Genomic DNA, 19,241 nt, shown 5'->3' with positions numbered 1-19,241 from the left:
CGATCAGGTTTCCGTGAAGGCCAGTTGCACGGAAACAATCTCCGATATTTAGCGGTCCAGGACGTCGCCTTCGGTAGGAACGAGGATCTCACGTTTGCCTGCATGGTTTGCCGGCCCGATGATGCCTTCCTGCTCCATCCGCTCGATCAACGAAGCGGCTCTGTTGTAACCGATACCCAGCCTGCGCTGAATATACGACGTCGAAGCCTTTCCGTCACGCAATACAATTGCGACGGCCTGATCATAGGGATCATCGGAATCGGAGAGGTTGGATGTGCCGGAGGGACCGCCACCATAATCGCCGTCCTCGTCGTCATCGGCAGTGATGGCGTCGAGGTACTGCGGCGAGCCCTGCGTCTTCAGATAGGCAACGATTTCCTCGACTTCCATGTCGGCCACGAAAGGACCATGGACACGCTGGATGCGGCCGCCGCCGGCCATGTAGAGCATGTCGCCCATGCCAAGCAGCTGTTCGGCGCCCTGTTCACCAAGGATCGTGCGGCTGTCGATCTTCGACGTCACCTGGAAGGAGATGCGGGTCGGGAAGTTGGCCTTGATCGTGCCGGTGATGACGTCGACGGAGGGCCGCTGCGTCGCCATGATGACGTGGATGCCGGCCGCACGCGCCATCTGCGCCAGACGCTGCACCGCGCCTTCGATATCCTTGCCGGCCACCATCATCAGGTCGGCCATTTCGTCGATGATGACGACTATGTAAGGCATCGGCTGCAGGTCGAATTCTTCGGTCTCGTACATCGCCTCGCCGGTGTGGCGATCGAAGCCCGTTTGCACCGTGCGCGAGATCACTTCGCCCTTGGCCAGCGCCTGCTCGACACGACTGTTGAAGCCGTCGATATTGCGCACACCGATCTTCGACATCTTCTTATAGCGCTCTTCCATCTCGCGGACGGTCCACTTGAGCGCCACGACGGCCTTCTTGGGATCGGTGACGACAGGCGAGAGCAGATGCGGAATGCCGTCATAGACCGACAGTTCGAGCATCTTCGGATCGATCATGATCAGTCGGCACTGCTCCGGCGTCAGGCGGTAGAGCAGCGACAGGATCATCGTGTTGATGGCGACGGATTTACCGGAACCGGTGGTACCGGCAACCAGCAGGTGCGGCATCTTGGCGAGGTCGGCGATGACGGCTTCGCCGCCGATCGTCTTGCCGAGCGCCATGGCGAGCTTGGCCTTCGAGCCCTCGAAATCGCGCGAGGCAATGAGCTCACGCAGATAGACGGTCTCACGGGTCGAGTTCGGCAATTCGATACCGATCGCGTTGCGGCCGGGAACGACGGCAACGCGGGCGGCGATCGCGCTCATCGAGCGGGCGATGTCATCGGCAAGGCCAATGACACGCGAAGACTTGATGCCGGGCGCAGGTTCCAGTTCGTAGAGCGTGACGACGGGGCCGGGGCGAACATGAATGATCTCGCCCTTGACGCCAAAGTCCTCAAGCACGCCCTCGAGCATGCGGGCGTTCTGCTCAAGAGCATCGGCCGACAGCGTTGAATCACGCACGACATTTTTCGGCTCGGCCAGCAGATGCATCGACGGCAGCTGGAAGCCTTCGGGGCGAATAAACGACCCCTGCTGTTCGCGCTCGACGCGCGCGCCGGGTTTCGGACGGGCTGACGGCTGCACAACCCGTGCCTCGGGGCGACCACCGGCCTGCTTGGCGGGGGCGCGCATCATCCAGCCGTCGTCCTCGTCGTCATCGGGAAGGATATCGGCCGGGCGTGGCGGCATGTCGCTGTCGAACGGCATGTCGTCGTCTTCGTCGTCATTGAGAGAGATCGAGGGCGCAGAAACGATGCGGCGCTGCGAGGCAGCGCGCGGTTCCATCGAAGGATCCATCCGTTCGCCACGTGCCGTGGGCGTCTTCGCACGAACGGGTTCGTTCAGCTTGCCGAATTCGTCGTCGTTGAAGTCGTACGGCGATTCGAAGTCATCCTGCCGGCGCTTGCGTGGTCCCATGCCGAGCAGGCGGCGCATCCGCGCCTGGCTCATGTACCAGGCGTGCGTCAGGGCGCCGAAGGCAAGCCAACCGCCTTCTTCTTCGTCCTCATCCTCATCGCCGACCGACCGGAGCTTCGAGCGGCTCGCCGCATAGTTCTCTTCTTCCTCTTCGGCCTCTTCCTCCTCGGTACGGCCAACAATGCCGGCCGCAAACAGCATCATCCAGACACAGGGAACGGCAAACACACAGCCGACGGCTGTGGCGAAGGCACCAGTCGGATAGGCGCCGACGAAGAGCGCCGGGAAGCGCAGGATCATGTCGCCGATGACACCACCGATACCATTCGGGATCGGCCAGGTGAGGGGCGGCGGGAAGCAACCAAGCACAGCACACGACAACACCGAGCCAAGGCCCCATGCCGCGGCGCGCGCCGGAATCCGGGTAAAACGACGGCCGGAAATCAGCGCCAGCGCCCAGGCCACGACGGGCAGCAGCGCCACGACGCTGGCCAGCCCGAAGAACTGCATGAGGATATCCGCGAAGGCGGCGCCGCCATAGCCGAGAATGTTGGTCGGCTCGTTGCCTGTCGCATAGGAGTAGCTCGGATCGGCAACATTCCACGTTGCGAGAGCTGCAACCGCCAATGCCAGCAACAAAAAGATAGCGAAGCCCAAAAGGGTCTGCGCCTGCCGGAACATGAACCCCGAAAGGGAGAAACGGTCCGGCCGGCCATCCATTGCTGGCGATGTGCTTCTTGCCATGTGTGTACCCGTCCAATGCTTGAAAGCGTGCGAATCGCCAATGCGCTTCGCGCCCAATGCGTCCGCTCCACCTAATCAAAGGACGGTTAAAGCGATGTTAACCATGCAGGCTGCATCCAGCATCCGGAAACAAAAAAGGCCCGAACCTGTGAGGGCTCGGGCCAAAAGCGGCTTAAACAGTTCGAATAGGCCGCGACGGGCTGTTCAGCGGCGCCCTTGAACGAGCGCCGCAATGCCTTTGATTAGGAGTGGTAAGCAGCTTCGCCGTGCGTTGCGAGGTCGAGACCTTCGCGTTCTGCCTCGACGGACACACGCAGACCGACGATGATGTCGACGACCTTGTAGAGGATCGCCGAACCGACGCCGCACCATACGATGGTGGTGGCGATCGCCGTCAGCTGCGTCATGACCTGACCGCCCATGGTGACGCCTTCTGCATAGCCAACACCGCCCAGCGACGCGCTGGCGAAGATGCCGGTGGCGATTGCGCCGAACATGCCGCCGATGCCGTGGACGCCGAAGACGTCAGCCGTGTCGTCGTAGCCGAACTTGTTCTTCACGACAGAGACGAAGAAGTAGCAAAGCGGCGAAACGATCAGGCCCATGATGATGGCGCCCATCGGACCGACGATACCGGCAGCAGGCGTGATCGCGACGAGACCGGCAACCATACCGGAAGCGCCGCCGAGCATGGAGGCCTTGCCGCGGGTCAGCGTTTCAACGGCAGACCAGGAAACCACAGCAGCGGCCGTTGCAACGAAGGTGTTGACCGTTGCGAGCATTGCACCGCCCGAAGCTTCCAGGTTGGAGCCGGCGTTGAAGCCGAACCAGCCAAACCAGAGCATGGATGCACCAACCATGGTCAGCGTCATCGAATGCGGAGCCATCATGTCCTTGCCGAAGCCGGTACGCTTGCCGACCATGATCGCGCCGATCAGACCGGCAACGCCGGCGTTGATGTGAACGACGGTACCGCCTGCGAAGTCCAGCGCGCCCATCTTGAAGAGCAGGCCGTTTGCGTCCCAGACCATATGAGCGATCGGGAAGTAGACGAAGGTTGCCCACAGTGCGCAGAACAGTACGACAGCCGAGAACTTGATGCGCTCAGCAAAGGCGCCGACGATCAGGGCGGGCGTGATCGCTGCGAAGGTCATCTGGAACATCGCGAAGATGAACTCAGGAATGACAACGCCCTGCGAGAAGGTCGCAGCCGTCGAGTCCTTGGTTACGCCAGAGAGAAACAGCTTTGCCGTACCGCCCCAGTAAGGGCTGTCGGAACCGCCGAAAGCGAACGAGTAGCCGTAGATGACCCAGATCAACATCAGGACGCTGGCGACCATCGTGCACTGCATCAGCACGGACAGCATGTTCTTGGCGCGCACGAGGCCGCCGTAAAACAGCGCTAGGCCGGGCAAAATCATGAACAAAACTAGCAGGGTCGAGATGAACATGAAGGCGGTGTCGCCCTTGTCAGGAACGGGCGCAGCGGCGGCAGCCGGAGCAGCCGCGGTGGCGGCATCCTGCGCGAAGGCAACGACCGGCGCCAGAAGCGCTGCGGACGCAGTGGCAAGGCGCGCCAGAGTGGGAGAAAACTTTGAAATTGACATAGAGAAAAGCTCCTTGCTCTACCGTTCTTACAGCGCTTCTGAGTCGGTTTCGCCGGTACGGATGCGCACGGCATGGTCGATCGAGTAAACGAAGATCTTGCCGTCGCCGATCTGGCCGGTCTTCGCGGATGACGCGATAGCCTCGACAGCCTTGTCGACGAGTTCTGATGCGACCGCGATCTCGATCTTCAGCTTCGGCAGGAAGCTGACCGCGTATTCGGTGCCGCGATAGATTTCGGTATGTCCCTTCTGGCGCCCGTATCCCTTTACTTCGGTCACGGTCAGGCCCTGAATGCCGATCGCGGTGAGGGCTTCACGCACCTCATCGAGCTTGAACGGCTTGATAATGGCCATCACAATTTTCATCTGGTTTCCCATCCTTCGTTATCCTCGGCGCGGAGCCGACTCTCCTTGCCGCTGACGTTAACGAGCAGCGACCGGGGATATACATTCAAGGGGCGTGCCAGATTCAAAATGGAAAATAAGTTATTGAAAAATAAAAGCTATATTTGGCAAAACCAATAAACAGGCAAATGATTGCCTAATAATCGCTCAAAAAAAGCGCAAATGCACAAGACTGCATATTATTTATTCATCTGCTCTTTTACGAATCAGGCCTTCCTGTGCCACGGACGCAATCAGGATACCGTTTCGCGTAAACAGACTACCTCGGGTCAACCCTCGCGCGCCCGATGCAGAAGGGCTGTCCTGCGTATAGAGCATCCAGTCGTCCATCTTTGCCTGGCGGTGGAACCACATCGAGTGATCCAGGCTGGCAACCTGGATCGACTGGTTGAAGATCGACGTCCCATGCGGATAGAGGGACGTATCCAGCAGCGTCATGTCGGAGAGGTAAGCCAGGATCGCGGTCTGATAATGCAGATCGTCGGGAACCGAACCGGTCGCACGGACCCAGACATGCTGGAAGGGATCGAGCTTCTTGTCCGAGACGTAGTGCGTGAGGGAAACGGGTCGGATCTCGATCGGACGCTCGCGCTCCCAGTAGTTGCGGATGGCGGGCGGGGCGCCCGCAAGGAACTGCGAGCTGATTTGCCGCTCGTCCATCAGTTCCTCCGGCGACGGCACGTCCGGCATGCCGATCTGGTGATCGAAGCCCGGCTCCTCGATCTGGAACGAGGCCGAAAGGGCGAAGATCGCTTTTCCGTGCTGGATTGCGACGACGCGACGCGTATTGAAACTCGCACCGTCGCGGATCCGTTCAGCCTGATAGATGATCGGCACCGACGGGTCGCCCGGTCGCATGAAATAAGCGTGCAGCGAATGCACGCGGCGCTCGCGATCCACGGTGCGCTGCGCGGCCATCAGGGCCTGCGCGATCACCTGCCCTCCAAACACCCTCTGCCAACCGACCTGAGGACTTGTGCCGCGGAAGATATCGACCTCGATCGGCTCGAGATCGAGCGTGGCGATCAGGGTTTCCATGGCGGTCGGTTTTTCGATGTCGCGCGTCATTTTGTACGGCTCCGGACGGTAGGAAGTGCAGCGGCGATGATCTATATAGATCAATACGATATTCACAAGGAATGGAACGAAACGCTATGCGGGACATGCTGGTTGTTGGCGCGGGCTATGTTGGCCTATCGGCTGCCGTCGCGGTCAAACAGGCAGCCCCCCACCTCGATGTCATCGTCGTGGAGGCGGCGCCCGAAGCCGTCTGGCAGAAAGATATGCGGGCATCCGCCATCATCGCGGCGGCAACGAAGATGCTCGAGGTTTTCGGCATCTGGGACGAGATCGCACCATCGGCGCAGCCGATAAACCGCATGGTCGTCACTGATTCGAAAACATCCGATCCGGTCCGCCCCGTCTTCCTCACATTCGATGGCGAAGTAGCGGAGGGCCAGCCCTTCGCGCACATGGTTCCCAATGTTGAGCTGGTCCGGGCGCTGCGCGGCTGCTGCGAACGCCTTGGCATCGAAATTCGGCACAACGTTGCCGCAACCGCTCTGAAGACCGAGGACACGCACGCCGAGGTGATGCTATCCGACGGCAGCGTCATCGCGGCCCGCCTCGTGGTCGCCTGCGACGGCGTCCGCTCCCATCTTCGAGAACTGGCGGGAATCAAGACCGTCAGCTGGGATTACGGTCAATCCGGGATCGTTGCGACCGTCGAGCACGAACGTCCCCACAACGGCTGCGCCGAGGAGCACTTCTTGCCCGCAGGGCCCTTCGCCGTCCTTCCTCTCAAGGGAAATCGTTCCTCGCTGGTCTGGACGGAGGCCACGCACGAAGCCGACAGGTTGGCCAGATCCGACGAGCTTGTTTTCGAGGAAGAACTGGAGCGTCGCTTCGGCCACAAACTCGGCGCGCTGAGGGTTATCGGCGAGAAACGCGCCTTCCCGTTGGGACTGACACTTGCGCGCGCATTCGTCGCCCCGCGCATTGCCCTCGCCGGCGACGCTGCGCATGGCATCCACCCGATTTCTGGCCAGGGATTGAACCTCGGCTTTAAGGACGTTGCAGCACTTGCGGAGACCATCGTCGACGCCGACCGGCTCGGCCTGGATATCGGCTCGATAAACATTCTCGAGCGCTATCAGTCCTGGCGCCGTTTCGATACGTTCCGAATGGGCGTTACGACCGATGTGCTGAACAGGCTGTTTTCCAACGATCTGGCGCCGATCCGAATCGCACGGGATTTCGGTCTCGGGATCGTCGATCGGCTGCCCGGCCTGAAGTCCTTCTTCATCGGTCAGGCGGCGGGCACCGCGGCCAACGAGAACCCTCGCCTCCTCACCGGCCAAGCGATCTAGTCGTCAAGCCGCCGCGCTTCTGAGACCAGCATGATCGGTATGCCGTCGCGGATCGGGTAGGACAGGCGCGCCTTCTCCGAGACGAGCTCGTTGTGCTCGCGGTCATAGGAAAGCCGGCCTTTCGTTAGGGGGCAAACCAGCAATTCGAGAAGCTTGGGGTCCACGCGACTAAGTTTTTCGTCCATGCCAACACTCTACTGCAGAACGGTATCCGAGTCTCCGAAAACACGTGCAAGCACGATCTCGGTGATCGCGATCAGCGTTTCCGCGCGTGTTTTAAGGTCAGGTGCTTCCAGCAGCGCCTGCTTCTCCGCTGGCCCGAAAGGTGACATCATCGCCAGGGAGTTGACCAGCGTGAGATTGCTGGCGCGTTCGACACTCTCCCAATCGGCCTCAAGCTTGTTGGCATCGAGATAGGCCTTGAAGGCAGCCAGCAACGCGCCACGGTCGACGGCATCTTCCTCGTCGCGTGCCGAGAGATCCGCGATGAACGGAGCAATACGGAAGGTACGATATGGCTGGTGCGTATCCTTCTGCTCCAGAAGCCGGAACCGGCAGACGCCCGTCAACGATACGATGTAGCGCCCGTCACCGGTTTCGGCGAAGGAGGTGATCCGTCCCAGGCACCCAACAGAGGCAAGATGGCCCTCACCGGGCTTCTCGTCGGCCTCACCGAGTGCCGGTTGCACCATTCCGATCAGCCGATTTCCGGCAATCGCCGCATCGAACATCGCGAGATAACGTGGCTCGAAGATGTTGAGGGGCAACTGGCCGGTCGGCAGGAGAAGCGCACCGCTCAAGGGAAAAACAGCGATCGAGTCCGGCAGATCACCTGGTTTGAGATATCGTGCATTCCCCACTTGCATAGAGTCCAGTCCCGCGCCTCTGGCAGGGCGCAACACCTTGCGCCCGCACTAACGGGAATGTGGGGTACGCCTCCGAAAACGCAAGTCCCTTTGCCGAAACTTAGGAGAAGAGCATCGCCGAAAGCTTGCGTCGCGCGGCTACCGTCGCGGGATCCTTGAAGCCCCAGACATCGAAGAACTGCAACAGCTGGCGGCGGGCGCCATCATCGTCGAACGTGCGGTCCTTGCGCATGACGTAGAGCAGGTGGTCGGCGGCCTCGTCGCGCTTGCCTTCGACATTGCGGATCTTCGCAAGCTTCACGCGGGCTTCATGATCCTCAGGGTTGCGCGCCAGTTCGTGCTCGAGCGCCACCGGATCACCAAGCTTGCGCGCCTCCTCGATCTGCTCAAGCTTCTTGAGAACAGCTAGGATGGACGCGTCTTTCGCCATGTCTTCCGGCAGATCCGTGAGTGCCTCGCGCGCCCGCTCGTGCTGGTTCGCCGCGATCATGCACTCCGCCATGCCGGCAAGCGCCTTGGCGTTCTCGGGATCGGCCTGCATGATAGCGCCGTAGAGCTGCGCAGCGCCATTGACGTCGCCCGAAGCCAGCAATTCGTCAGCTTCCTTCAGCACCGCTTCGATTTCGGCCGCCTGATCGGCACCCGCGGGGCCGGCAACGCGGTCGATGAACTCACGAATCTGACTTTCCGGCACGGCACCCATGAAGCCGTCGGCCGGACGCCCGCCGACGAACGCAATCACGGCAGGGATCGACTGAATGCCGAGCTGGCCCGCGATCGACGGATGATCGTCGATGTTCATCTTGACCAGCTTGACGCGGCCCTGGCTCTCGTTGACCACCTTTTCGATCACCGGCGTCAACTGCTTACATGGCCCGCACCAGGGAGCCCAGAAATCGACCAGAACCGGCTGGTTGCGAGACTCTTCGAGAACGTCCTTCGCGAAAGTCGCAGTTGTTGTATCCTTGATATAGCTCCCTGCCGCCTGTTCAGGTGCCGCGCCATAGCTTGCCGTTGCCGACATCTGGCCAAATGAATTGCTGTAAGGATTGTCGTTGCCGCTCATTGGTATCTCCCGCCGCGCCGGTCAGCCGGCTTTTCTAGCGCTAAAATCGTATGTCAGGACGTCACTTTCAAGACAAGCGGCTTGTGCCCGGTCGCTTCCATGAAACGAACAAGATCCGCGCTCGCGATCGACGTCGTCGCATCATTCGACAACGGATGGCAGTTGATGATTTCCTCCTTCATCAGGTCGGCGTCGAGAACAAAGGTCACGCTCGCGTCCGAATCATTGATAGCACCGAAAGCGGTCACGGCACCCGGAATCACGCCGAGATACTCCATCAGCTTTTCCGGCTTACCGAACGACACCTTACTGGCGGCGCCAATCAGCGTGTGAACCGTCTTCAGGTCGACCGAAGCATTTTCTTCGACCGTCAGAAGGAAAAACTGATCCTTCTTGTCTTTGACGAACAGGTTCTTGGTATGGCCGCCCGGAATCTCGTCGCGCAGGGACACCGATTCGGCAACGGTGAAGACCGGCGCATGCGTTTTCGTGCTGTGCTTGATGTTCAACCCGTCGAGAAAGGCGAACAGGTCGTCGGCAGTTTTCGGTGTCTTGTCAGTCATCTAAGAATCCATCAACACGCAGGAGGGGCGGAAACGCACCCTGATTACGTTTCCCGTCCTTATTTTGCAATGTTCGCATTCGCCGCTTTGCCCTGCATTTGCGGCATTCCGGCCGCCCGCAAAACCGCCCCGCAAATTTTTCTTCGATTTTCCGTCATTTCCCTGTTGCATTTGAAAATCGTTTGGGCGATATAGCGCCCGTCGCCGCAAGGTGGCGCCCACGGTCCTCACAACTACCCCGGACCGGTGCGGATTGAGCGGGTGTAGCTCAGGGGTAGAGCACAACCTTGCCAAGGTTGGGGTCGAGGGTTCAAATCCCTTCGCCCGCTCCAGTTTTCCTAGATGATCACTGAAACTGACTTGACCGACAGCGACACGCTGGCGGTCGTTGGCTATGTTTGCTCTGGTGAAAATCACTCAGCCGCCTCACAATCCGACTCAACGAAAAAAGCCGCGCAACAAATCTGCTGCGCGGCGGGTCTCTACGCTTGTGATTGATTTGTCAGCGCGCCAGATCGCTTGACGCTTGCCAGCTGTTGGCGCTGTCGCTCTTGGCGGTGACACTGTCTGCCTCGCCATGCTCGCGACCAGCCTCACGGGCAGCGGCTTCGGCACGGCGTTCGGCGATGTAAGGGGCAAGCATCCGCTCCAGATGACCCGCCGTCATGTTTCCTGCAAAGCTTCTCATCTCAAACCCGCTACGCTGTTTACACTTCGTAAACATTTAGCGGCTCACCGGCGTGTCTGAAATACGCCGAACAATTTCTCACCAGCTTTTATTCAGACGCGACAATGGCTTGGACCTTGGCCCTCCGCACAGCCGCGACTGTCGCTTGACAGCTTCACGGTTTGCCCTCTACCCTTTTCGCATTCACCAGGGGGGTCCCGGCAAGGGGCTGAGATACTGCTGGACGATATGGCCTAGGCCTTTCGTGGCGCAGTGACCCGTTGAACCTGATCCAGTTCATACTGGCGTAGGGACGGTGCAAGCGCTCGAAAGGCAGGGATTCCCGCGTGGATTCCGTGCCGGCGTCTTTTCATCATTCCGGCTGAGGACTGGGTCTCCAATCGAAAACTTGGAGCCTCAAACCATGAATATCGCCGCAAAGACCATCACCCCCACAGTCACCACAGGCCCGCTGCCGGCCTCCCGCAAGATCTATATTCCGGGCGACATCCACCCCGATATCCGCGTTCCCATGCGCGAGATCAGTGTTCATCCCACCTCCGGCGAGCCGCCGGTCACGGTCTACGATTCCTCCGGCATCTACACCGTCGAAGGCGCCGACATCAGCATCGAGCGCGGTCTGCCTGCGCTGCGGCGCGACTGGGTTCTCGCCCGCGGCGATGTCGAGGCCTATGACGGCCGGCAGGTGCGCCCCGAAGACAACGGCTTTGCCAGCGGCGAGCGCCTGACGCCGGAATTCCCCGCCAAGCGCCGGCCGCTGCGCGCCACAGACGGCAAGGCCGTGACCCAGCTGGCCTATGCCCGCGCCGGCATCGTCACGCCGGAGATGGAATTCATCGCCATCCGCGAAAATCTCGGCCGCAAGATCAAAGCCGAAGCCATGGTCCGCGACGGCGAGAGCTTCGGCGCCCATATCCCCGATCACGTCACGCCTGAATTCGTCCGCCAGGAAGTGGCCGCCGGCCGCGCCATCATTCCCGTCAACATCAACCACCCCGAAGCCGAGCCGATGATCATAGGCCGAAACTTCCTGGTGAAGATCAACGCCAATATCGGCAACTCCGCCGTCACCTCCTCGATGGCCGAAGAGGTCGAGAAGATGGTCTGGGCCGCGCGCTGGGGCGCCGATACGGTCATGGACCTCTCCACCGGCCGCAACATCCACAACATCCGCGAATGGATCATCCGCAACTCGCCGCTGCCGATCGGCACCGTGCCGCTCTACCAGGCGCTGGAAAAGGTCGAGGGCATTGCCGAGAACCTGACCTGGGAGGTCTATCGCGACACGCTGATCGAGCAGGCCGAACAGGGCGTCGACTATTTCACCATCCATGCCGGCGTGCGGCTCCACTACATCCCGCTGACCGTCAACCGCGTCACCGGCATCGTCTCGCGCGGCGGCTCGATCATGGCCAAGTGGTGTCTTCATCACCATCGCGAGAGCTTCCTCTATGAGCATTTCGAGGAGATCTGCGATATCTGCCGCGCCTATGACGTCTCGTTCTCACTCGGTGATGGCCTGCGCCCCGGCTCGATCGCCGATGCCAACGACGCCGCACAATTCGCCGAGCTGGAAACGCTGGGCGAACTGACGAAAATCGCGTGGCGCAAGGATTGCCAGGTGATGATCGAGGGCCCCGGCCATGTGCCGATGCACAAGATCAAAGAAAACATGGACAAACAGCTCGCCGTCTGCGGCGAGGCGCCGTTCTATACGCTCGGGCCGCTGACAACGGATATCGCGCCGGGCTACGACCACATCACCTCAGGCATCGGTGCGGCGATGATCGGCTGGTTCGGCACGGCGATGCTCTGCTACGTCACGCCGAAGGAGCATCTCGGCCTGCCGGATCGAAACGACGTGAAGACCGGCGTCATCACCTACAAGATCGCCGCCCACGCCGCCGATCTCGCCAAGGGACACCCGGCCGCCCAGTTGCGCGACGATGCGCTGTCACGCGCCCGCTTCGAGTTCCGCTGGGAGGACCAGTTCAACCTCTCGCTGGACCCCGAGACCGCCCGGAGCTTCCACGACGAGACGCTGCCGAAGGAAGCACACAAGGTCGCGCATTTCTGCTCGATGTGTGGCCCGAAATTCTGCTCGATGCGGATCTCCCACGATATCCGCGCCGAAGCGCAGAAAGAGGGGCTGGACGCCATGGCGGCCAAGTACCGCGACGGCGGCGATCTCTATATGGCCGTCGATGCCGAGGGCCAGGTGGCCGGCTGATATGCGCGTCCTTGTCAAAGGGGCCGGCGTCGCCGGCCTCACGGTGGCCCATGCGCTCGCCGCGCGCGGCGCCGAGGTCACGGTCTTTGATCCCAACCCCGGCTTTTCGGCGGCCGCCTCCTCGCTCGCCGGCGGCATGCTGGCGCCCTGGTGCGAGCGCGAGAGCGCCGACGAAGCCGTGCTGCGCGAGGGGAAGGATGCGCCCGACCGCTGGGAAGCGATGCTGCCCGGCGAGGTCAAACGGAACGGCACGCTGGTCTTGGCGCCCGCCCGCGACCAGGCGGAGCTGAAGCGCTTCGCCGGCCGCACGACGGGATACGAATGGCTCGACGAAGAGCGGATCGCCGCGCTCGAACCCTCCCTGGCCGGTCGCTTCCGGCAAGCGCTGTTCTTCCCCCGCGAAGCGCATCTCGATCCGCGCCGGGCGATGACTGCCTTGCGCGAAAAGCTGATCGCGTGCGGCGCCGCTTTCGTCGAAACGCTCCCCGACGAGCAGGACTTCAACCATATCTTCGACTGCACCGGCGCGACGCGCATCGGTGAGACCGCCTCGCTGCGCGGCGTCCGTGGCGAAATGCTGTATCTCAGGACCGACGAGGTCACTCTCGACCGCCCGGTCCGGCTGCTGCACCCGCGCATCCCCGTCTATATCGTGCCGCGCGGCGAAGGCCTGTTCATGGTCGGCGCGACGATGATCGAGACGGAGTTTTCCGGGCCGATCACTGCCCGTTCGCTGATGGAACTGCTGAACGCCGCCTACGCGCTGCATCCGGCCTTCGCCGACGCGACCGTGGTGGAAACCGGCGCCGGCATCCGCCCCGCCTTTTCCGATAATTTCCCCCGCGTCGAGCGACGCGGAAAACTGATCTCGCTGAACGGCCTTTACCGCCACGGCTTTCTGCTCGCGCCCGCCATCGCGACGCGGGCGGCCGACCTTGTCTTCAACACCGATACTGCAGGAGGACACGCATCATGAAACTGATCGTCAACGGCGAACCCAAGGAAATCGCCGCCGCCACGCTGGAAGAACTGCTGGCGCTGATGGATTACGAAGGCGACTGGCTGGCGACCGCCGTCAACGGCGAACTCGTCCACCGCGAGGACCGGCCGGCCCATACGCTGAACAATGACGACCGGATCGAGATCCTGTCGCCGATGCAGGGAGGCTGACCGATGCTTGAACTCTATGGAACGCAACTGCGCTCGCGCCTGCTGCTCGGCACCGCGCGCTACCCGTCACCGTCGATCATGGCCGATGCCGTCAGCCGCTCCCGCACCGAGATCGTCACCGTCTCGCTGCGCCGCGAGACGGCAGGAGGTCGTAATGGCGGCGCCTTCTTCGAGACGATCCGCTCGCTCGGCGTCAAGGTACTGCCCAACACCGCCGGCTGCCACGGCGTTTCCGAGGCGGTGCTGACGGCGAAGATGGCGCGCGAGCTGTTCGCCACCGACTGGGTCAAGCTCGAAGTGATCGGCAACCACGACACGCTGCAGCCCGATGTCTTCGGCCTCGTCGAGGCGGCCCGCATTCTCGTCAGCGAAGGCTTTCAGGTCTTCCCTTATACGACTGACGACCTCGTCATCGCCGAGCGGCTGCTGGAAGCCGGCTGCAGGGTGCTGATGCCCTGGTGCGCGCCGATCGGCAGTGCCGCCGGCCCGCTCAACCCGATGGCTTTACGCTCCATGCGCGCCCATTTCCCCGACGTACCGCTCATCGTCGACGCCGGCATAGGCCGCCCCTCGCACGCGACTGCTGTCATGGAACTCGGCTTCGACGCTGTTCTGCTCAACACCGCGGTGGCCGGCGCCGGCGATCCTGTCCTGATGGGCGCCGCCTTCTCAAGCGCGATCGAAGCCGGCCGCCAGGCCTTCGAGGCGGGGATACTGGAACCGCGCGACATGGCCGTGCCATCGACGCCTGTTATCGGACAGGCGGTGTTCGCATGAGGCTCGATCCCTTCTACCTCATCGTCGACAGCGCCGACTGGATCGCCCGGCTGGTGCCGCTCGGCGTCAAGCTGGTGCAGCTGCGCGTCAAGGATCGCTCCGAGGCCGATCTGCGCCAAGAGATCCGCAACGCTCGGGCGATCTGCGCGGAGCACCGCTGCCAGCTGATCGTCAACGATTACTGGCAGCTGGCGATCGAGGAAGGCTGCGATTTCGTCCATCTCGGCCAGGAGGATCTTGAGACCGCCGACCTCGCCGCCATCCGCGCCGCCGGCATCCGGCTCGGTCTCTCCACCCATGACAATGCCGAACTGCAAACCGCCCTCGCCGCCCGACCCGATTACGTCGCGCTCGGCCCGGTCTATGCGACGATCCTCAAGCAGATGAAATGGGCGCCTCAGGGACTGTCGCAACTGCGCACGTGGAAATCGCGGATCGGCGACATGCCATTGGTTGCGATTGGCGGCCTTAACGTCGATCGTATCGACGGCGTCTTCGCCCATGGAGCTGACAGCGCCGCTGTCGTGACCGACATCACCCGCAATGCCGATCCGGAACGGCGAACCCGGCAATGGCTCACCGCGACGGAGACCTGGCGACAGTCCTGAATAAGGACCTCAATCGAGGGCTCCAAAAAGATTGATTTGCACATAGAGCCCACCCGTGTTGAAGCAGGAGAAAGGATCACGAATTGGGTTTGGAGCGCATGCTACAAAGGACCGAGGAAACCGACGCCGCATTGGTCGACAGGCTGCAGCAGGCGGCATTCAACTATTTCCCAAAGCACTATAATCCCGAGAACGGCCTCGTCGCCGATACCTCGGTGGCGGGCGTTCCCTGCAGCATCGCCGCCGTCGGTTTCGCATTGACATCCTATGCGGTCGCCGTCGAGCGCGGCTGGGTGAACCGTGCTGATGCCATAGACTGTGTCACCAGGACGCTTTGTTTCTTTGCCAATGGCCACCAGGGGCGCGAGCGCCATGCCATCGGCTACAAGGGCTTCTTCTATCATTTCCTCCACATGGATACCGGCCATCGCGCCTGGAACAGCGAACTTTCGACGATCGACACGACGCTGCTCGTCGCGGGTGTGCTGACGGCGGCCGCCTATTTCGACCGTGAGGACGACGCCGAAAGAGAGATCCGTCGGCTTGCAACGCTGATCTATGAGCGGATCGACTGGCACTGGGCGCTCAACAAAGGCCAGACCGTCTGTATGGGCTGGAAGCCTGGGAGCGGCTTCCTGCGTTGGCGCTGGCAGGGTTACGACGAAGCCGTCCTTCTCTATACCCTCGCCCTCGCCTCGCCGACCCATCCGATCCCCCCATCGAGCTATGATGCCTTTACCTCCAGCTATTCCTGGATGCTGTTCGGCGAGCAGGCATATCTTTATGCCGGACCTCTTTTCATCCATTTCTTCTCTCATGCCTGGATCGACTTCCGGGGCATCCAGGATCGCCCGATGGCGGCACGAAACTGGGACTACTTCCGCAACACGCAGGTCTGCATCGACGTTCAACGGGATTATGCCGAGCGCAACCCCGGCCATTTCGTCGGCTACAACAAGAATGTCTGGGGCCTGTCGGCTTCCGACGGTCCGCCGCCAACGCGCCACATGCGTGGCGGGCGCCATCCGCATGTGCTTGGCTATGCCGCTCGTGGCGCGCCTCTCGGACCTGATGACGGCACGATAGCGCCATGGTCGGCGCTTGCTTCACTACCCTACAACCGCCAAGCCTCGATCGACGGCGTCCGCGCCCTGCTCTCGACCTACCCCAATCTGCTCTACGAGGACCGCTTTCCCGGCGGCTTCAATCCGACGGTCAAGACGGCCCGACCCGAAGGCTGGGTCGATGACCGTTGTGTCGGCATCGATCAGGGGCTTCTCGTGATGACGATCGAAAACGACCGCTCGGATTTCATCTGGGGTCTCATGCGGCAATCGCCGGTCATTCGCAGAGGCTTGCAGCGTGCGGGCTTTACCGGCGGTTGGCTGGACGAAGAGGACGTGGAACGGAAAATCGCCTGATCAGCGATTGAAGACATGCGCCTTGCCGGCGATATCGAGCCGGACGCGATCGCCCCGCGCCGGCAGCGCAACGCTGGACGTCTTGATCAGGATCGGCGGCAGCGCGACACCATCGAGCGATACGGCCACCGTGCAGGTAGCACCGCCGAACTCCACCTCGACAACGCGACCGCCGTACTTCTGCTCGCTCTCATCAGTGACGACGCGTATCTGCTCCGGCCGCAACATGATCTCGACCTTGCCCCGGTGATTGCCTTCCACGGCGACGCGTCCGAGCGCACAATCGGCAACACCGTTCCTCACGATCGCCGGAAGCATCACGGCATCGCCCAGGAACAGAGCAGTTTCCCGGTCGCGCGGCTGAAGATAGAGCGACTGCGGCGAGCCCGCCTGAACTAGGCAGCCCGCGCGAAGCACCGCCACCTGATCGGCGAACGACAGGGCTTCTGCCTGATCGTGAGTAACGAGAATGGTCGTGATGCCGGCTGCCTGCAGCACCCGCGCAACAGCCTTGCGCATGTTCTCGCGCAAGCCCGTATCGAGCGCCGAGAACGGCTCGTCCAGCAACATGAGGCGCGGCTCGCGTCCGAGTGCCCGGGCAAGCGCCACGCGCTGCTGCTGGCCACCGGAAAGCTGATGCGGCCTGCGCGCAAGCATGCTCCGCTCGAGTTCGACCATGTCCAAAAGCTCGAGGATCCGCTTGTCGCGGTCGGGCGCCCGGCGGGCAATCCCGAAGCCGATATTCTCTGCGACATCGAGATGCGGAAACAGCGCCCCCTCCTGGGAGACGATGCCGATGCCCCGCTTATGCGCGGGGACCGCCGCGGGCCCATCGGCCAACAGTTCGCCGTCCAAAGTCACTTGCCCGGTGTCCGGCTGTTCGAAACCGGCGATAATGCGAAGAAGCGTCGTCTTGCCGGAACCGGACGGGCCGACCACTGCGGTACGGCTTCCGGCGGTGACATCGATCGAAATGTTTTGCAGCGCCTGGACATGACCGTACCGCTTGCTGATACCGTCGATCGTAAGCAGCGTCATTGTCCGGCCGTCCGTTTCGATTGCGCATGAAGAAGAAGGGTGAGCGGCAGCGATAGCACGACCATCATGAAGGCGTAAGGCGCGGCCGAAACGTAGTCGATCTCGCTGGTCAGCGACCAGAATTTCGTCGCAAGCGTTTCAACGCCGTTGGGAGCCAGCATCAGCGTGGCGGTCAATTCATTGGTGATGCCGAGCGCGACCAGAGCGATACTGGCGGCAGCGCCAGGCGCGGCAAGCCGCATGGTAATCTGCCGCACGGCTTGCGACGGCGTGCGCCCAAGCCCCATGGCGGCGCGCTCGAGCTCTACCGGCGCCTGCGCGATGCTTGCACGCAGCCCGACCATGGCGCGCGGCAGGAACAGCAGGATATAGGCCACCACCAAGGTCGCGAAGGTCTGGTAAAGCGGCAGAACCAAGCGAACGGTGATGGTGACCAGCGCCAGGGCGACAACGACGCCCGGCAGCGAGCCGACATAATAGTGGCAGGCCTCAAGGATACGCTGGAACCGTCCCGGCGCCCGCACAGACAGCCATGCCATCGGCGCCGCGGATATGGTGGCCAGTATCCCGCCGGCAACGGCCAGGACGATGGTTTGCAGAAAGGCACTACCGACGGTGTCCAGGCGCCAGATATCGAGACCACCGAGATAGAGCCACCGGGCAAGTGTCACGAGGGGCACGCCCAGGGTCAGTGCAGCCAGAGCAAGCGGCAGCAACACAGCCGGCACGACGAACCAGCCAAGGCGCCGGCGATCGGCCGGACGCGCCGAACCGGAGCCCACGCGTGCGTAGCGTTCATTGCCGCGAAGAAGCACTTCAAGGCCAAGCAAGAGCAGGCAGCAGGCCACCAGCACACCGCCCAGCATATTGGCGGCAGGGCTGTTGTAGGCGGATTGGAACTGGTCGACGATCGCCGTCGCGAACGTATCGAACCGGATCATCACGTAGAGCCCGTATTCCGAAAGCAGATGCAACGCGATCAACAGCGAGCCGCCGCAAATCGGAAGCCGCAACTGCGGCAGGACCGCCCGGAAAAACACCTGCCAGGGCCCGAGTCCTAGCGAGGCGGCGGCGTCCTCGATTGCCGGATCAAGGCGACGGAGAGCGGCTGCGACCGGCAGATACAAAAACGGATAGTAGGCGATGACCGAGACGAAGACACCGCTCTGCAGCCCACGCATCCCCGGGATCAGGCTGATCCAGGCATAGCTGTGCACGAAGGCGGGAACAGCAAGCGGCGCGACCGCGAGCCATGACCAGATCCGTGCGAACGGGATGTCCGTTCGCTCCGTCAACCATGCGAGCGTCACCGCAACCGCGATGGAGAGCGGAACCGTAATGACCTCGAGAAGCACGGTGTTGATGAGAAGTTCGCCGACGCGCGGACGAAACACCAGTTCCTTGACCGTCTGCCAGCCGACATCAAAGGTGATCCAGCTGATAAAGCCAAGCGGCACCAGGCTGAAAAGCGCGACCATGGAAGCCAGGAGAACGACGGACGTATGCGGCATGCGGGCACGCAAGCGATACAGTCCGACCATCGGACGCGCCGTCGACACTTCTTGGCCGGATGCGAGCAATCTGTTGTCCTGCAGCAAGGCTGCCGCCTTCACACGCTGAAAAAGGAAGGCAACCGCCCCGTTGGAAGCGGTTGCCGGATTTTGTCATGCCCTAAGGTTTTCTTGAGCCAAAAGCAATAGTTTTGACCC

17 protein-coding genes, 1 tRNA gene, 1 pseudogene and 1 riboswitch are annotated in these 19,241 nt (G+C 61.9%); of the genes and pseudogenes, 8 read left to right on the top strand and 11 right to left on the bottom strand.

Annotated elements, in window-relative coordinates; genetic code table 11:
* Nucleotides 1–48 precede the first annotated feature (48 nt).
* From QTL94_RS13400 to tesB, 4 genes are all read right to left on the bottom strand, one after another.
* A complete protein-coding gene (locus tag QTL94_RS13400) occupies nucleotides 49–2,724 on the bottom strand; it encodes an FtsK/SpoIIIE family DNA translocase (RefSeq protein ID WP_289802202.1) in 2,676 nt (891 codons plus the stop codon).
* 242 nt (nucleotides 2,725–2,966) lie between these two features.
* Nucleotides 2,967–4,331 carry an ammonium transporter gene (locus QTL94_RS13395; protein WP_065694546.1) on the bottom strand — a complete coding sequence of 455 codons (1,365 nt, stop codon included), beginning with the start codon at nucleotides 4,329–4,331 and terminating at the stop codon, nucleotides 2,967–2,969.
* A 27-nt stretch (nucleotides 4,332–4,358) separates the two neighbouring features.
* Complete coding sequence (locus QTL94_RS13390) at nucleotides 4,359–4,709, bottom strand: P-II family nitrogen regulator (RefSeq protein ID WP_065694547.1); 351 nt, start codon at nucleotides 4,707–4,709, stop codon at nucleotides 4,359–4,361.
* Nucleotides 4,710–4,919: 210 nt separating this feature from the next.
* Nucleotides 4,920–5,804, bottom strand: a complete 885-nt coding sequence (gene tesB / locus QTL94_RS13385) for an acyl-CoA thioesterase II (RefSeq protein WP_113521403.1) — start codon at nucleotides 5,802–5,804, stop codon at nucleotides 4,920–4,922.
* 71 nt (nucleotides 5,805–5,875) lie between these two features.
* Between tesB and QTL94_RS13380 the strand changes: the two genes are divergently transcribed.
* Nucleotides 5,876–7,105 (top strand): ubiquinone biosynthesis hydroxylase, encoded by a 1,230-nt coding sequence (locus QTL94_RS13380; RefSeq protein ID WP_502944132.1) that lies wholly within the window; start codon nucleotides 5,876–5,878, stop codon nucleotides 7,103–7,105.
* On the opposite strand, the gene QTL94_RS13375 is transcribed toward QTL94_RS13380, so the two are convergent.
* The 4 genes from QTL94_RS13375 to QTL94_RS13360 all read right to left on the bottom strand — a co-directional run bounded on the left by QTL94_RS13375 (nucleotide 7,102) and on the right by QTL94_RS13360 (nucleotide 9,600).
* Entirely contained in the window at nucleotides 7,102–7,290 is a 189-nt protein-coding gene (locus QTL94_RS13375; RefSeq protein WP_065694550.1) for a Trm112 family protein, read from the bottom strand. The genes QTL94_RS13380 and QTL94_RS13375 overlap by 4 nt on opposite strands.
* Nucleotides 7,291–7,299: 9 nt before the next feature.
* Entirely contained in the window at nucleotides 7,300–7,971 is a 672-nt protein-coding gene (locus QTL94_RS13370) for an LON peptidase substrate-binding domain-containing protein (RefSeq protein ID WP_065694551.1), read from the bottom strand.
* A gap of 100 nt (nucleotides 7,972–8,071) precedes the next feature.
* On the bottom strand, nucleotides 8,072–9,037 hold the full coding sequence (gene trxA / locus QTL94_RS13365) for a thioredoxin (protein WP_289802201.1): 966 nt from the start codon (nucleotides 9,035–9,037) through the stop codon (nucleotides 8,072–8,074).
* Nucleotides 9,038–9,090: 53 nt separating this feature from the next.
* A complete protein-coding gene (locus tag QTL94_RS13360; RefSeq protein WP_065694608.1) occupies nucleotides 9,091–9,600 on the bottom strand; it encodes a prolyl-tRNA synthetase associated domain-containing protein in 510 nt (169 codons plus the stop codon).
* A 257-nt stretch (nucleotides 9,601–9,857) separates the two neighbouring features.
* Between QTL94_RS13360 and QTL94_RS13355 the strand changes: the two genes are divergently transcribed.
* Nucleotides 9,858–9,932: transfer RNA gene (locus QTL94_RS13355), tRNA-Gly, on the top strand.
* Nucleotides 9,933–10,102: 170 nt separating this feature from the next.
* Here the strand turns inward: QTL94_RS13355 and QTL94_RS13350 are convergent.
* Nucleotides 10,103–10,288: a hypothetical protein gene (locus QTL94_RS13350; protein ID WP_289802200.1), complete on the bottom strand. Its 186-nt coding sequence runs from the start codon at nucleotides 10,286–10,288 to the stop codon at nucleotides 10,103–10,105.
* Between the two features lie 178 nt (nucleotides 10,289–10,466).
* A riboswitch (TPP riboswitch) is annotated at nucleotides 10,467–10,599 on the top strand.
* A 92-nt stretch (nucleotides 10,600–10,691) separates the two neighbouring features.
* Between QTL94_RS13350 and thiC the strand changes: the two genes are divergently transcribed.
* The 6 genes from thiC to QTL94_RS13320 all read left to right on the top strand — a co-directional run bounded on the left by thiC (nucleotide 10,692) and on the right by QTL94_RS13320 (nucleotide 16,494).
* Nucleotides 10,692–12,518: a phosphomethylpyrimidine synthase ThiC gene (thiC, locus tag QTL94_RS13345; RefSeq protein ID WP_289802199.1), complete on the top strand. Its 1,827-nt coding sequence runs from the start codon at nucleotides 10,692–10,694 to the stop codon at nucleotides 12,516–12,518.
* 1 nt (nucleotide 12,519) lies between these two features.
* The gene (thiO, locus tag QTL94_RS13340; protein WP_289802198.1) at nucleotides 12,520–13,494 is read left to right on the top strand and encodes a glycine oxidase ThiO; all 975 of its coding nucleotides are present in this window, start codon (nucleotides 12,520–12,522) and stop codon (nucleotides 13,492–13,494) included.
* The gene (thiS, locus tag QTL94_RS13335; protein ID WP_289802197.1) at nucleotides 13,491–13,688 is read left to right on the top strand and encodes a sulfur carrier protein ThiS; all 198 of its coding nucleotides are present in this window, start codon (nucleotides 13,491–13,493) and stop codon (nucleotides 13,686–13,688) included. Before thiO ends, thiS begins: the two co-directional genes overlap by 4 nt.
* A gap of 3 nt (nucleotides 13,689–13,691) precedes the next feature.
* Nucleotides 13,692–14,465 carry a thiazole synthase gene (locus tag QTL94_RS13330; protein ID WP_289802196.1) on the top strand — a complete coding sequence of 258 codons (774 nt, stop codon included), beginning with the start codon at nucleotides 13,692–13,694 and terminating at the stop codon, nucleotides 14,463–14,465.
* Nucleotides 14,462–15,073, top strand: coding sequence for a thiamine phosphate synthase (locus QTL94_RS13325; protein WP_289802195.1), 612 nt, complete (start codon nucleotides 14,462–14,464; stop codon nucleotides 15,071–15,073). The genes QTL94_RS13330 and QTL94_RS13325 overlap by 4 nt, the downstream gene beginning before the upstream one ends.
* 98 nt (nucleotides 15,074–15,171) lie before the next feature.
* Nucleotides 15,172–16,494, top strand: coding sequence for a glucoamylase family protein (locus QTL94_RS13320; protein ID WP_065694558.1), 1,323 nt, complete (start codon nucleotides 15,172–15,174; stop codon nucleotides 16,492–16,494).
* On the opposite strand, the gene QTL94_RS13315 is transcribed toward QTL94_RS13320, so the two are convergent.
* Nucleotides 16,495–17,532, bottom strand: a complete 1,038-nt coding sequence (locus QTL94_RS13315; RefSeq protein WP_289802194.1) for an ABC transporter ATP-binding protein — start codon at nucleotides 17,530–17,532, stop codon at nucleotides 16,495–16,497.
* Nucleotides 17,529–19,200, bottom strand: a pseudogene (locus QTL94_RS13310) (ABC transporter permease). Before QTL94_RS13310 ends, QTL94_RS13315 begins: the two are co-directional and overlap by 4 nt.
* Nucleotides 19,201–19,241: the final 41 nt, after the last annotated feature.

The organism is Rhizobium sp. S96 (assembly GCF_030382195.1).
Taxonomy (GTDB): Bacteria; Pseudomonadota; Alphaproteobacteria; order Rhizobiales; family Rhizobiaceae; genus Rhizobium.
Note: the sequence above shows the minus strand (reverse complement) of the source record. Positions and strands in the feature narration are given on the sequence as shown.